Origin of the sequence: Curtobacterium sp. MCPF17_050, assembly GCF_003224435.2 — a bacterium.
Classification (GTDB): Bacteria; Actinomycetota; Actinomycetes; order Actinomycetales; family Microbacteriaceae; genus Curtobacterium.
Window position 1 is genome coordinate 1,528,799 of sequence record NZ_CP126250.1, and the last position, 14,737, is coordinate 1,543,535.

General features: G+C 71.9%; 10 protein-coding genes and 1 pseudogene. 6 read left to right on the plus strand and 5 right to left on the minus strand.

Going from position 1 to position 14,737, the window contains the following annotated elements; genetic code table 11:
• Positions 1-60: 60 nt before the first annotated feature.
• On the minus strand, positions 61-522 hold the full coding sequence (locus tag DEJ34_RS07215) for a DUF3093 domain-containing protein (protein ID WP_110825451.1): 462 nt from the start codon (positions 520-522) through the stop codon (positions 61-63).
• 77 nt (positions 523-599) lie between these two features.
• Between DEJ34_RS07215 and dut the strand changes: the two are divergent.
• The 5 genes and pseudogenes from dut to dxs form a co-directional block, all read left to right on the plus strand.
• A pseudogene (dut, locus tag DEJ34_RS07220) lies at positions 600-1,046 on the plus strand (dUTP diphosphatase); the annotation flags it as partial.
• Positions 1,047-1,159: 113 nt separating this feature from the next.
• Positions 1,160-1,879, plus strand: a complete 720-nt coding sequence (locus DEJ34_RS07225; protein ID WP_110825453.1) for a DUF3710 domain-containing protein — start codon at positions 1,160-1,162, stop codon at positions 1,877-1,879.
• A gap of 41 nt (positions 1,880-1,920) precedes the next feature.
• Complete coding sequence (locus DEJ34_RS07230) at positions 1,921-2,691, plus strand: DUF3159 domain-containing protein (protein WP_110889719.1); 771 nt, start codon at positions 1,921-1,923, stop codon at positions 2,689-2,691.
• A gap of 129 nt (positions 2,692-2,820) precedes the next feature.
• Positions 2,821-5,658, plus strand: coding sequence for an aconitate hydratase (locus DEJ34_RS07235; RefSeq protein WP_110911241.1), 2,838 nt, complete (start codon positions 2,821-2,823; stop codon positions 5,656-5,658).
• 128 nt (positions 5,659-5,786) lie between these two features.
• A complete protein-coding gene (gene dxs / locus DEJ34_RS07240; RefSeq protein ID WP_110911242.1) occupies positions 5,787-7,721 on the plus strand; it encodes a 1-deoxy-D-xylulose-5-phosphate synthase in 1,935 nt (644 codons plus the stop codon).
• A 216-nt stretch (positions 7,722-7,937) separates the two neighbouring features.
• On the opposite strand, the gene DEJ34_RS07245 is transcribed toward dxs, so the two are convergent.
• The 4 genes from DEJ34_RS07245 to DEJ34_RS07260 all read right to left on the minus strand — a co-directional run bounded on the left by DEJ34_RS07245 (position 7,938) and on the right by DEJ34_RS07260 (position 13,364).
• Positions 7,938-10,076 carry a 3-hydroxyacyl-CoA dehydrogenase NAD-binding domain-containing protein gene (locus DEJ34_RS07245; RefSeq protein WP_110825457.1) on the minus strand — a complete coding sequence of 713 codons (2,139 nt, stop codon included), beginning with the start codon at positions 10,074-10,076 and terminating at the stop codon, positions 7,938-7,940.
• A gap of 2 nt (positions 10,077-10,078) precedes the next feature.
• Positions 10,079-11,290, minus strand: a complete 1,212-nt coding sequence (locus DEJ34_RS07250; RefSeq protein ID WP_110911243.1) for a thiolase family protein — start codon at positions 11,288-11,290, stop codon at positions 10,079-10,081.
• Positions 11,291-11,416: 126 nt separating this feature from the next.
• Complete coding sequence (locus DEJ34_RS07255) at positions 11,417-12,775, minus strand: HRDC domain-containing protein (protein WP_110900043.1); 1,359 nt, start codon at positions 12,773-12,775, stop codon at positions 11,417-11,419.
• Complete coding sequence (locus tag DEJ34_RS07260) at positions 12,768-13,364, minus strand: DUF3000 domain-containing protein (protein ID WP_110825460.1); 597 nt, start codon at positions 13,362-13,364, stop codon at positions 12,768-12,770. Before DEJ34_RS07260 ends, DEJ34_RS07255 begins: the two co-directional genes overlap by 8 nt.
• Before the next feature lie 98 nt (positions 13,365-13,462).
• Here DEJ34_RS07260 and DEJ34_RS07265 point away from each other — a divergent pair, with 98 nt between their 5' ends.
• Positions 13,463-14,707: an alpha/beta hydrolase family protein gene (locus tag DEJ34_RS07265; protein ID WP_181422236.1), complete on the plus strand. Its 1,245-nt coding sequence runs from the start codon at positions 13,463-13,465 to the stop codon at positions 14,705-14,707.
• Positions 14,708-14,737: the final 30 nt, after the last annotated feature.

Here is a 14,737-nt window from a genome sequence, read left to right on the forward strand (position 1 = left end):
AGGAGGTCCTGCGCGTCGGCAGGTCCTGCGTCGGGCTGCTGGCGCCGCCCCGGCGAGGCGTCAGCGCCGGTCGCTGCCGGGGGTGGCGGCGGAGCCGGTGAGTGCGCGGGTGACGGCATCCGGGTGCCGCACGCTCACGAGCCAGTAGGGCGTGGGGTCGGCGTCGTCGCGGACCTCGACCTTCACCACGCCGTGCACGTAGCCGCGGAAGAGCGTCCACGCCCGCGCGTCGAGCTGCGGGCCGCGCTGGCTCGTGGCGGCTGCGCCCGTGAAGCCCTCGACGGCACCCACCGCGGTGCGGGGCAGGTGTGCCCGGCCCGCACGGAACTCGGTCTCGGTCACCTCGATGACGGGGGCCAGGACCCACAGCAGTACGAGCACGGCGAGTTCCATCCCGATCGCGACGACGACACCGGCCGTCACGCTGATGGGGAGGAACACGAGGAGGCTCGCGGGGACGACGAGCGCCGTCGCCAGGTACAGGGCGGGCGGCGCCCACAGTCGTTCGCGGTACACGGTCACCCCTCCATTCGACCATGCATCGCTGCGTGCTCCGAGCCAGGTCACGGATCGGTCACGGTCTGCACTACCCTCGACTCGTGACCGATGCAGTCGACGTGCTCTGGACCGGGGATGCCGCTCCCGTCTTCGCGAAACCCGGTGACGCCGGGGCCGACCTCGTCTCGGCCGAGGCGTTCGTCCTCGCGCCCGGACAGCGGCGCCTGGTGGGGACCGGTGTGGCGATCGCCCTCCCCGAGGGACACGTCGGGTTCGTGGTGCCCCGGAGCGGGCTCGCGGCGAAGCACGGCATCACGATCGTCAACGCCCCCGGCACGATCGACTCCGGCTACCGCGGCGAGGTCAAGGTGGCGCTGCTCAACACGGACGCCACCGAGCCCTACGCCGTCCAGGTCGGAGACCGGATCGCGCAGCTCGTGGTCCTCCCCGTCCCGCGGGTGACGTTCACACGGGTCGCCGACCTGCCGGAGAGCGTCCGCGGCCAGGACGGCTTCGGCTCGTCGGGCTACCGTGACGACCAGGGCGGGCACCCGGGCGTCTACGGCGTAGGGGACGCCCGACGGGACGCGGGCACCGACGGACACGACGGCGCGGCGACGCCCGTCGACATGCACGAACAGGGTCGAGAAGGGACGCGGTCATGAGGATCGGACGACGCAAGCGCGACGAGGTCGAGGTCGCCGAGGCCGTGGTGGACGACGTCGAGGTGGCCGGGCCGACGCCCGAGATCGAACTCGCCGACGACGCCGACGCCGGGCTGGACGAGGTGCTCGCCACCGAGTCGACCGACAAGTCCGCCCCCGCCGACCGCAGCGAGAACGGCCCGCTCGACGAGACCGAGGCGAACCTCGTGCGACCCTACGTGGACCTCGGCGGCGTGAAGATCCTGCCGCGCGAGGGCCTGCACCTCCGGCTCGAGGTGGAGGAGGACTCGAAGCGCGTCGTCGCGGTCGGGCTCGACTTCGACGAGTCCACCCTGCAGGTGCAGCCGTTCGCCGCCCCGCGGACCACCGGTCTCTGGCACGAGATCCGCGCGCAGATCGCCGAGCAGATCGAGCAGCAGGGCGGTGTCGTGACCGAGGTCGACGGCCCCTTCGGCCCCGAGCTCCGCGCACAGGTCCCCGTCGTCGGCGGCGCCGGCGTCACGGACGGCGTCCGCGCGGCCCGGTTCGTCGGCGTCGACGGCCCGCGCTGGTTCCTCCGCGGGGTGATCGCCGGCAAGGCAGCCGACCGACCCGAGGACTCCGCGGACATCGAGGAGCTGTTCCGCAGCGTCGTCGTCGTGCGGGGCACGACGCCGATGCCGCCGCGCGACCTCATCCCGCTGCACATGCCGAAGTCGACGCAGTCGACCATCTGACCCGGCCGCCGGCCGAACGCTCGACCCAGCCTGGAGGCCCGGTGACGGACCACGACGACCGCCCACGTCCGGACGGGGTCGCGCCCGAGCGCGACCCGTACGCCGAGGAGCGGGCGGAGCCGCTCTCGCTCCAGGCTCAGCTCCGGGACGCCGTACGGAGCGCCGGCATCGGGCAGGTCGCCCCGGGAGAGGCGCCGTCGGGCAGGGCCCTGCTGACCGCGGTCGGCGGGGTGCGCGGGCTCGCCGAGTCGGTGCTGCCCGGCTTCGCGTTCCTCATCGTCTACGCGGTGACGAAGGAGGTCGTCCCGAGCGTCGTCGTCCCGGTCGCGATCGGGCTCGTCTTCGTGGTGCTCCGTCTGGTGCAGCGGCAGTCGATCATGATGTCCTTCGCGGGCATCTTCGGTGTCGCGATCTCGGCGGGCCTCGCGCTGCTGACCGGCCGGGCGGAGAGCAACTTCATCCCGGGCATCGTCATCAACGCGGTGTTCCTCGCGGTGATCCTCGTGACCCTGGCGATCCGGCGACCGCTCATCGGCCTGGTCGTCGGTCTCCTCGTCCCGGGCGACGAGGACGGGCACGACTGGCGGGACGACCCGGCGAAGCGTCGGGTGCTCACAGTCGCGACGTGGATGTGGGCCGGACTGTTCGCCTTCCGCCTCGCCTTCGAGATCCCGCTCTGGCTGACCGCGCAGGTCGAGCTGCTCGCGGGCATCAAGCTCATCACCGGCGTGCCCTTGTACGCCGCGCTGCTCTGGGTGACGTGGCTGCTCGTCCGGACCGTCTTCGTCCGGGACGAACCGGCCGCGGTGTAGAGTTGTCTCGACGTCAAGACACTTCCGCCCGGGCACGACGGCGTCCTCGGGTTTAGGTTCACCTTGCTGGTGGGACGTCCCGCGGCCCGCGAGGATGAGGGCACACCGATCAACTCAGGAGGCGGCACAGTGGCTGCAGTCAACAGCTTCGGATCGAAGGACACGCTCTCGGTTGGGGGTGTCGACTACGCGATCCACCGGATCGACCGGGTGCCCGGGCACGAGAAGCTGCCCTACAGCCTGAAGGTGCTGCTCGAGAACCTGCTCCGCACCGAGGACGGCGCGAACGTCACCGAGGGCCAGATCCGCGCGCTGGGCTCCTGGCGCCCCGAGGCCGAACCGGACACCGAGATCCAGTTCTCCCCGGCCCGCGTGGTCATGCAGGACTTCACCGGCGTCCCGTGCATCGTCGACCTCGCCACCATGCGCGAGGCGATGGCCGAGATCGGCGGCGACCCGAACAAGATCAACCCGCTCTCGCCGGCCGAGATGGTCATCGACCACTCCGTCATCGCGGACCTGTTCGGCAGCACCGACGCCCTCCAGCGCAACACCGACCTGGAGTACGAGCGCAACGGGGAGCGCTACCAGTTCCTCCGCTGGGGTCAGACGGCGTTCGAGGACTTCAAGGTCGTCCCGCCGGGCACCGGCATCGTCCACCAGGTCAACATCGAGTACCTGGCGAAGGTCACCTACACGCGCGACTTCGACGGCGAGACCTACGCCTACCCGGACACCCTCGTCGGCACCGACTCCCACACCACGATGGTGAACGGGCTCGGCGTGCTCGGCTGGGGCGTCGGCGGCATCGAGGCCGAGGCGGCGATGCTCGGGCAGCCCGTGTCGATGCTCATCCCGAAGGTCGTCGGCTTCAAGCTGTCCGGCGAGATCCCCGCCGGTGTGACCGCGACGGACGTGGTGCTCACGATCACCGAGCAGCTCCGGAAGCACGGCGTGGTCGGCAAGTTCGTCGAGTTCTACGGCGAGGGCGTCGGTGCGGTCCCGCTCGCGAACCGCGCGACCATCGGCAACATGAGCCCCGAGTTCGGTTCCACGGCGGCGATCTTCCCGGTCGACGACGTCACGCTCGACTACCTGCGCCTGACCGGTCGTGACGAGGCGCAGATCGCCCTCGTCGAGGCGTACTCGAAGACGCAGGGCCTCTGGCACGACCCTTCGGTCGAGCCCGTCTACTCCGAGTACATGGAGCTGGACCTCTCCACGGTCGTCCCGTCGATCTCCGGGCCGAAGCGCCCGCAGGACCGCATCGTCCTCACCGAGGCGAAGGACCAGTTCGAGGTGGACCTCGCGAACTACGCGAGCATCGACCACACCGAAGAGGACAAGGCCGTCGCGGACACGTTCCCGGCGTCCGACCCGGTCGCCGCGGCCCCGGGTGACGAGCACGCCGTCGACGACCTGCAGGACGCCCCGGCGTCCGAGGTGCCGGTGCACGCCTCCAGCGCTCCCGGCTCGGTCTCGAAGCCGACGTCCGTCGCGATCGCCGACGGCGACCCGTTCACGATCGACCACGGTGCCGTCGCCATCGCCGCGATCACGTCCTGCACGAACACGTCGAACCCGTCGGTGATGATGGCCGCGGGCATCCTCGCGCGCAACGCATCTCGGAAGGGCCTCAAGGCCAAGCCGTGGGTCAAGACGACCCTCGCGCCCGGCTCCAAGGTCGTCACCGACTACTACGAGAAGGCCGGGCTCACCAGCTACCTCGAGGACCTCGGCTTCTACACGGTCGGCTACGGCTGCACCACCTGCATCGGCAACTCGGGCCCGCTGCCCGAGGAGATCTCGCAGGCCGTGCAGGACAACGACCTCGCGGTGACCGCGGTGCTCTCGGGCAACCGCAACTTCGAGGGGCGCATCAACCCCGACGTGAAGATGAACTACCTGGCGTCCCCGCCGCTGGTCATCGCGTACGCCCTCGCCGGGTCGATGCACTTCGACTTCGACACCGACGCGCTCGGTACCGACACCGAGGGCAACGACGTCTTCCTCAAGGACATCTGGCCCGACACGGCCGAGGTCCAGCAGGTCATCGACGCGTCGATCGACACCGACATGTTCACGCACGAGTACGGCTCCGTGTTCGAGGGCGACGACCGGTGGAAGAACCTGCCGACCCCGACGGGCGACACCTTCGAGTGGGACAGCGAGTCGACCTACGTGCGGAAGCCCCCGTACTTCGACGGCATGACGATGCAGCCGGACCCGGTCTCCGACATCTCGGGCGCCCGCGTGCTCGCGAAGCTCGGCGACTCCGTCACGACCGACCACATCTCGCCGGCCGGCTCCATCAAGGCGGACAGCCCGGCGGGGCGGTACCTCGCCGAGCACGACGTCGACCGCAAGGACTTCAACTCCTACGGCTCGCGTCGCGGCAACCACGAGGTGATGATCCGCGGCACCTTCGCGAACATCCGCCTCCGCAACCAGCTCCTCGACGGCGTGGAGGGCGGCTACACCCGCGACTTCACCACGCCCGACGGCGCGCAGTCGTTCATCTACGACGCGTCCGAGCACTACCAGGCGCAGGGCATCCCGCTCGTCGTCCTCGGTGGCAAGGAGTACGGCTCCGGGTCGTCCCGCGACTGGGCGGCGAAGGGGACGAGCCTCCTCGGCGTCAAGGCGGTCATCACCGAGAGCTTCGAGCGCATCCACCGCTCGAACCTCATCGGCATGGGCGTCGTCCCGCTGCAGTTCCCCGCTGGTGAGTCGATCGAGTCCCTCGGGCTCGACGGCACCGAGGTCATCTCGATCTCGGGGCTCACCGCGCTGAACGAGGGCACCACGCCGAAGACGGTGCGCGTCACCGCCGAGCCGAGCGAGCACTCGCCCGCAGGCAAGCAGACGGTCGAGTTCGACGCGGTCGTCCGCATCGACACCCCGGGCGAGGCCGACTACTACCGCAACGGCGGCATCCTGCAGTACGTCCTCCGGTCGCTCGTCTGACATCCCGACGCGGTCGTCGACGCGAGCACGACACCTCCGGGAGGCCCGTCACCAGCTGGTGGCGGGCCTCCCGTCTGCTGTTGGGTCACGCGCATAGAGTGGGCCGACACCGCACGAAAGGATCGCCCGTGAGCCTGCTCGCCAGCATCACGTCGCCGCGCGACCTGAAGCGTCTCTCCGACGCGCAGATGACCGACCTCGCAGCGGAGATCCGCAGCTTCCTGGTCGCCGAGGTCGCGAAGACCGGCGGGCACCTCGGGCCGAACCTCGGCGTCGTCGAGCTGACGCTCGCGATGCACCGCGTGTTCGACTCGCCGCACGACCCGTTCGTGTTCGACACCGGGCACCAGTCCTACGTGCACAAGCTCGTCACCGGACGGCAGGACTTCTCGCACCTCCGCGAACGTGGCGGGATCGCCGGGTACCCGCAGCGGAGCGAGTCGGAGCACGACATCGTCGAGTCCTCACATGCGTCGTCGTCGCTGTCCTGGGCGGACGGGATCTCCCGCGCGTTCCAGCAGACGGGGCAGAGCGACCGCACGGTCGTCGCCGTCGTCGGCGACGGTGCCCTCACCGGCGGGATGACCTGGGAGGCGCTCAACAACATCTCCGACCAGAACGACCGTCGACTGGTCATCGTCGTCAACGACAACGGCCGGTCCTACGCGCCGACGATCGGCGGCATGGCCCGCTTCCTCAGCTCGGTGCGGACCCGTCGCGAGTACCGCACGCTGTACGAGAAGAGCCGTGCGGCGGCCGACCTCTTCGGGGCGCCCGGCCGAGCGGTGTACCGGGGCCTCCGGGGTGGCCTGCACGGGTTCCTGTCCCGGTTCACGAACAACGAGGCGTTGTACTCGAACCTCGACATCAAGTACGTCGGCCCCGTCGACGGGCACGACCAGCAGGCCATGGAGGCGGCGCTCCGGCAGGCGAAGGGCTACGGGTCCCCGGTCATCGTGCACGCCATCACGGAGAAGGGCCACGGCTTCGCGCCGGCGCTCCGCGACCAGGCGGACCAGTTCCACGCCGTCGGGCACATCGACCCCGAGACCGGGGAGTCGCTCGACGTGTCGTCGGGTCCGTCGTGGACCTCGGTCTTCGCGACCACCCTCGCCGAGGTCGGGCACGAGGACCCCCGCATCGTCGCGATCACGGCCGCGATGCTCCGGCCGACCGGCCTGCACCTCTTCGAGCAGGCGCACCCCGACCGTGTCTACGACGTCGGCATCGCCGAGCAGCACGCCGTGACGACCGCTGCAGGGCTCGCCTACGGCGGTCTGCACCCCGTCGTCGCCCTCTACGCGACGTTCCTCAACCGCGCGTTCGACCAGGTGCTCATGGACGTCGCCCTGCACCGGGCCGGCGTCACGTTCGTGCTCGACCGCGCGGGCATCACCGGCCCCGACGGTCCGTCGCACCACGGCATGTGGGACCTCGCGCTCCTGCAGGTCGTGCCCGGCATCCGGATCGCCGCCCCGCGCGACGCTGCGACCCTCCGCGAGGAGTTCCGGGAGGCCGTGGCCGTCGACGACGCCCCGACCGTGCTCCGGTGGTCGAAGGGCCAGGTCGGACCGGACATCCCCGCGGTCGAACGGCTGGTGGACGGGGTGGACGTGCTCCGGAGGCCCGCCGACGACCAGGAACCGGACGTCCTCGTCGTGGCCGTCGGGTCGATGGTGCCGACCGCGCTCGAGGCGGCGGCGCTCCTCGAGGCGCAGGGCATCGGCGTGACCGTCGTCGACCCGCGTTGGGTCGTCCCGATCCCGGTGTCGCTCATCGACCTGTCCCGCGACCACCGACTCGTCATCACCATCGAGGACGGCGTCCGGGTCGGCGGTGTGGGCACCCGGCTGCGGCAGGACCTCCGCGCTGCCGGGGTCGACACCGGTGTGAACGAGCTCGGGCTCCCGGACGAGTTCATCGACCACGCCAGCCGGACCCAGATCCTCGCTGACGCCGGGCTGACGGCGCAGGCCATCGCCCGCGACGTCATCGACCAGGTCGTCGGCACGAAGGTGCCCCAGGCGAAGCCGGCCCGCTCGCGGGAGTCCGCCGAGCGCTGAACGCCGGGCGCTGCCCGGCGCTGCCCGGGCGGACCCCGCCGACCCCGCGCCCGCAGCCGTGGCGCACTTCGGCACGGCACAACCGGAACCGCCTCGTACCACGGACGTCCGTGGTTCGAGGCGGTTCCTGTTGTGCGGGTCCGGCTGGCGCCGGGGCCGGGGCTGGGCCGGGGCCAGGCCCGGGCCGGGGCCGGCCAGGGCCGGGGCCCGGCCGGGCTAGCGGCTGGCGGGGCCGACGATCCGCGGCTCGTGGAACGTGCCGCCGAAGACGCGCTCCGAGGCTCCGCTGCGGTCGAGGTACGGGCTGATGCCGCCGGCCTGGAACGGGTAGCCCGCGCCGAGGATGAGCCCGAGGTCGATCTCCTCGACGTGCTCGACCACGTGGTCCTCTAGCATGCGGTGCACCTCGTCGGCCAGGGCGTCCTCGAACCGGCGCTGCATCTCGGCAGCGTCGACCGGCTTCGCGTCCTTCTTCGACGGCGCGACGAGCTTCACGGCAGCGGGGTCGTACCCGGTCGCGTTGCCCTTCTTGTCGCGGGTCAGGATCGTGCCGTGCTCGGCGATCCGCTTCAGTCCGTCGCCCGGGTAGAAGCGCTCCGGCCACGCAGCGTGGTGCGAGTCGAGCACGTGCGCGCCCACGGGCAGGCCGACGAGCTCGAGCAGCTCGAACGGCGACATCGGCAGGCCCAGGGGAGCGGCCCCCTCGGCGACGGTCTCGAAGGAGGTGCCCTCCTCGACGCCGCGCATGGCCTCGCCGAGCACCCGGGCGAGCACCCGGTTGACGACGAAGCCCGGCTGGTCGGCGGTGACGATCGCCGTCTTCTTCAGGGCCTTCGCGACCGCGAGCGCGGTGGCGAGTGCCTCGTCGGAGGTCTTCGCCGCCCGCACCACCTCGAGCAGCGGCATCACCGCGACCGGGTTGAAGAAGTGGAAGCCGACCAGACGCTCGGGGTTCGTCAGGACCGAGGCCATCTCGTCGACGGACAGCGACGACGTGTTCGTCGCGAGGATCGCGTCCGGCGCGATGACCTGCTCGATCTTGCGGAACACCTCCTGCTTGACGCTCATCTCCTCGAAGACCGCCTCGATGACCCAGTCGGCGTCGGCGAACGCGTCGTAGGACACCGACCCGGAGACGAGCCCGGTGATGCGGTTCGCGTCGTCGGGGGAGATGCGGCCCTTCTCGAGGAGCTTCGCGACCTCACCGGCGATCCGCGCCACCCCCGCGTCGACCCGCTCCTGCGACACGTCGGTGATGACGACGGGCACACCGAGACGGCGGGCGAAGAGCAGGGCGAACTGCGACGCCATGAGCCCGGCGCCGAGGACGCCGACCTTCGTGGTCTTCTTCGCGTCGACGCCCTCGGGGGCACCGACGGGACGCTTGGCCCGCTTCTGCACGAGGTCGAACGCGTACATCGACGCGGCGAACTGGTCGCCGGCCAGGAGGTCGGCGAGGGCGTCGTCCTCGCCCGCGAACCGCTCGTCGAGCGATCCCGACTTCGCCGCGGCGACGAGGTCGAGCGCACGGAACGGGGACTTCGGGACCGTGCCGATCTTCGACGCGACCTGGCTGCGTGCGACCTTGACGACCGTGCCCCAGGCTGCCTTCTCGAGCATCCCGGGTTCGTTCTTCCGCGTGACCTTGGTCCGGCCCGCCACGACGCCGTCGGCCCAGGCGACCGCGGACGGCAGGAACGTCACCGACGGGATGAGCGCGTCGCCGATGCCGAGCTCGACCGCGGCCTTGCCGTCCATCAGGCGGTTGTTCTTCAGCGGGTTCTCCACGATGACCCGGAGGGCCTTCTCGGGACCGATGAGCCGGGGGAGCAGCGTCGCGCCGCCCCAGCCGGGGATGATGCCGAGGAAGACCTCGGGCAGCCCGATGCCCTGCGCGGCGGACGAGAACACGCGGTACGTGCAGTGCAGCGCGACCTCGAGCCCGCCGCCGAGCGCGATGCCGTTGACGAACGCGAACGACGGGACCCCGAGCTCGCTGAACTTGCGGAGGGTGGCGTGCCCGAGGACGCCGAGCTCGTGCGCGACCTCGCGCGAGGGCAGTGCGGCAGCCTGCGAGAGGTCGGCGCCCGCGGCGAAGCAGTACTCCTTGCCGGTGACGGCGACGGCCTGGATGTCGCCCGCCGCCGCCGAAGCGCGGAGCCCGTCGAGCACGTCGGACAGCTCACGCATCGTGCGCGGCCCGAGGGTCGAGGGTCGCTTGTAGTCCTTGCCGTTGTCGAGCGTGATGAGCGCGAGGGTGCCGCCGGAGGGCAGCGCGACGTGCTTGACGTACGAGTGGGTGACGACCTCGTCCTCGCTCAGGGCCGTCAACTGGTCGGTCGGTGCGATGGTCATGGTCAGGCCGCCTTCCGTGCCGCGCTCTTGCTGAAGTTCGGGTTCTCCCAGATGACCGTGCCGCCCTGGCCGAGCCCGATGCACATCGTCGTGATGCCGTACTTGACGTCCGGGCGCTCGGCGAACTGCGCTGCGAGCTGGGTCATCAGGCGGACGCCACTCGACGCGAGGGGGTGTCCGACGGCGATGGCGCCACCCCAGGCGTTCACGTTCGGGGAGTCCTGCGCGATGCCGTAGTTGTCGAGGAACGCGAGCACCTGCACGGCGAACGCCTCGTTGATCTCGAACAGACCGATGTCGTCGATCGACAGCCCGGCCTTCCGCAGCGCCTTGTCGGTCGCGGGCACCGGACCGACGCCCATGACCTCGGGCTCGACGCCGGCGAAGGCGAAGGACACCATGCGCATCTTGGTCGGCAGGCCGTGCTGCTTCGCGCCGTCCTCGGACGCGAGCAGGCTCATCGTCGCGCCGTCGTTCAGGCCCGCCGCGTTGCCGGCGGTGACCCGTCCGTGCGGCCGGAACGGCGTCTTCAACGCAGCCAGGGCCTCCAGGGTGGTGCCCGGACGCGGCGGCTCGTCCTTCGAGACGATGTCCCAGCCCTGGCCGGTGTTCACCTCGACCGGGACGACGTCGGGCTCCAGCTTGCCGGCGCCCCAGGCGGCGGCGTAGCGCTGCTGGGACTGCACGGCGAAGGCGTCGGTGCGGTCCTTCGTGATCGCGGGGAAGCGGTCATGCAGGCGCTCGGCGGTGTTGCCCATCACGAGCGCGTCCGGTGCGACCATGCGCTCCGCGACGAAGCGGGGGTTGGGGTCGGCGTTGAAGCCCATCGGGTGGCGGCCCATGTGCTCGACGCCGCCCGCGATGGCGACGTCGGCGGCGCCGAACGCGATCGCGCCGGCCAAGGTCGTGACGCTCGTCATCGCGCCGGCGCACATCCGGTCGATGGCGTAGCCGGGGACGGACTTCGGCAGACCGGCCAGCATGCCGACGGTGCGCCCGAGGGTCAGACCCTGGTCGCCCTGCTGGGTCGTCGCGGCGACCGCGACGTCGTCCACGGCGGCACCGTCCAGCGAGCTGTTCCGGTCGAGCAGGCCGCGCATCGCGTGCACCGCCAGGTCGTCGGCACGGGTGCGCCAGAAGACGCCCTTCTCACCGGCGCGGCCGAACGGTGTGCGGACACCGTCCACGAACACGACGTCTGATGTCTTCGGCAATGCGAGCCTCCAGATCCACAACGATCGGGCCGGGGGTCCTGTCGCCCCGACCTGGCCGGGCCTCGCCCGGCGACGCTCCGACGCTAGTACCCCCGGCTGAGCGGCGGCACGTCGGTTGGGCGGTTCCTACGAGCCGGTCGTCCCGGTGGCGGCGTCGGGCTGTCCGTCTGCGACAAGAGCGGCGTCACCCTGCTGAGCGGCGTCGAGCGCCGCGTCGTCCGGCTCGCCGTCCGGCCGGGAGGCCGTGGTCGCGGTGACCACTGCCGCCGGGTCCGCGACGGACCGGTCCGCTGCCACCTCGAACGCGTGTGCGATGACCGACGCGGTCTCCTCGACCTGCCACGGCCGGGCGTCGTGCGACGCGAGCGTGGCACCGACGGTCTCCGTCGCGACGGTCGCCGGCGGGTTCCACGACACGAGACGGAGCGTCTCCGGGGTGAGCAGGTTCTCGACGGGCAGGTCGAGCTCGGCGGCCCGGGCCGTGACGGCGGCCCGCGCGGCGCGGTACCGACGGTCCGCGTCCGGGTTGCGGTCGGCCCAGGCGCGGGGCGGCGGGAGGCTCGGCTCACCCCCGCCACGCAGGCGCGGCAGGTCCTCGGTGGTCCGGCCTTCCTCGACGGCGGCCCACCAACGGTCGAGCTCCGACCGGCTGGCGCGGCCCGTGAAGGTCTTCAGTGCGCCGAGTTCCGCCCGCGAGGACGGAGCGGCGGCGGCAGCGGCGACGATGGCGGAGTCCGGGATGGTCCGGCCCGGCGCGATGTCGGTCTCCTGCGCGTAGGCGTCGCGTGCCTGCCACAGCGACCGTGCGATCGCGAGGGCACGGGCACCGCGGAGCACGTTCATCCCGGAGAGACGCCGCCACGGCTCGGCACGCGGGGGCTTCGGGGCACGGGCGAGGACGGCGGCGAACTCCTCCTCCGCGATCCGGGTCTTGCCGGCCGCCTCCAGCACCTCGGCGAGGGAGTCGCGCAGGTCCGGGAGCAGTTCGACGTCGAGGGCGGCGTAGACGAGCCAGGCCTGCGGGAGCGGACGGGTCGACCAGTCCGCGGCGGAGTGGGCCTTCGCGAGCGTGATGCCGAGGAGCTGCTCGACGACCGCGCCGAGTCCGACACGCGGGAAGCCGGCGATCCGGGCACCGAGCTCGGTGTCGAAGATGCGGGTCGGGACGAGGCCGACCTCGCGGAGGCACGGCAGGTCCTGCGACGCGGCGTGGAACACCCACTCCTCGTCGACGATCGCGGCCTGCAGGTCGCTGAAGTCACCGATCGCGATGGGGTCGAACAGGAACGAGCCGGAGCCGCGGCGGAACACCTGGATCAGGTAGGCCCGCTGCGAGTAGCGGTAGCCGCTGGCACGTTCGGCGTCGACGGCGACCGGACCGGTGCCGGCGGCGATGCGCGCCACGGCGTCGAGGTACTCCTCGCGGCGCTCGATCACGTGGACGGTGGCGTGCGCGTCTTCGTAGGCGGGGTCGGCATCAGTCACGGGCGAGCCTCCGAGGGGCCAGGAGCGAGACGCCGTCCGAGGCCGGGGGGAGTCCGGCGAGCATCGCCACGATCTCCTCCCAGGCCTGCACGTGCGGCGTCAGGTCGTCGTCGAGGGGCGTCCACGACGCCCGGAGTTCCAGTTGAGCACCGTCGCCCTGGGTCGCGAGCTCGCCGTACCCGCGGGAGATGATCTTCGTCGCCGTGCCGGAGGCGTTGGCGTACCGGGCGCCGTGCGCGTCGAGGGCGTCGACGAGCCAGCTCCACGTCACGTCGGCCACGAACTCGTCGACGCCGATCTCCGGCTCGAGCGGGGCCTGCGCGAAGGTGACGATGCGGTACGCACCGCCCCACCCCTCCGGCTCGTCCGGGTCGTGCAGGGCGATGAAGCGTCCGGTGCCGAGGTCGGAGTCGACGCCGTGCACGACCCCGGACACGTCCGCCGCGAGGGCGATCGAGTACGGCGCGATGCGGCTCGGCGAGGGGATCTCGGTGACCGTGGTCTCGGTGCGGGTCCTGCCCGTCGACACGAACGCACGGAGACGCGCGAACGCCTCCGGTTCGGCGTCGGGGACTCGGGGTTCAGGCACGGATGCAGACTAGGCTCCGGATCGAGCACCGGTGCGGGCGGCACGCCGTCCGTCGCGCAGTCGTGCTGCCCGCAGTCGTCCTCTGCCTGGAGGCCCGCATGCTCCGCCGCCCCGCAGCCGTCCGTCCCACACGTCGGTCGCGGCCGGGCACCGCTGGATGCACGGCGAACTCGGCCGGCGTCGTCGCGCTCGGCACCGGTGTGGCCGCCGCCGCCGTCGGCGTGGCGGTCATCGCCGGCTCCGTCGTGGCCGTCGCCCGCGCCGTCGTCACCCCGGACCGCAAGCGCACCGAGCGGGTCCCGATCACCGCGGTCGACCTGGAGGCCCGGACCGTCACCCTGCGCCGCAGTCCCGACACGGAGCTGCAGGGCCGGTACAGCCTGTGGTTCGGCGCCGCCACCGGGCACATGCGGGTCGGCGAGGTCCTGGCCGTGACCGACACCACCGTCACCCGGCGGATCATCGCCGTGGACGCCGGCGACCCGACCGCAGCACGCCGCGGACGCTGGGGCGGCTGGTTCTACCTGACTCCGGGGGAGCTCGGGGTGCCCGTCGAGGACGTCGACGTGCTCACCCCGAACGGTCCCGCGCCCGCCTGGGTCGTCCGCGCCGAGGACCCGGCCGCGCCCTGGGCGGTCCTCGTCCACGGCCGCGGCGTCACCCGTGCCGAGACGATCCGCGCCGTCCCGGTGTTCCGCGCGGCCGGGTACTCGGTGCTGCTGGTGTCGTGGCGCAACGACGGTGTCGCGCCCCCGAGTGCGGACGGGCGCTACGGTCTCGGCTCGACCGAGTGGGAGGACGTCGACGCCGCGCTCGACTGGGTCGCGCAGCAGGGCGCCACGAGCGTCGTCCTCATGGGCTGGTCGATGGGCGGCGCCGTGGTCCTGCAGACCCTGGTCCGCTCCGGGCTCGCAGGACTGGTCACCGGCGTCGTCCTGGACTCGGCGGTCGTCGACTGGAACGCCGTCCTCAAGTCGCAGAGCCGCGCGCTCCGGCTGCCCCGGCCGGTCCGCAAGGTGGCGCAGTGGGTCCTCCGCACCCCGGTCGTGCACCGGATCGCCGGGCTCGAGCGGCCGATCGACCTGCGGGAACTCGACATGGTCGCCCGCGCCGACGAACTCCACGTCCCGATCCTGCTGCTGCACAGCGACGACGACGGGTTCGTGCCCTCGTCGGCGGCACACGCCCTCGCCGCTGCACGACCGGACCTGGTGCGGCTCGAGGTCACGCACGTCGCCCGGCACACGAAGCTCTGGAACCACGACGCGGACTGGTTCGACGCGCGGATCCTGACGTGGCTCACCGACGTGGTCGAGCCGCGGCCGGCGGCCGACGTGCGGTGACCAGGGTCGGACGGGAGGCGCCGGACCAGC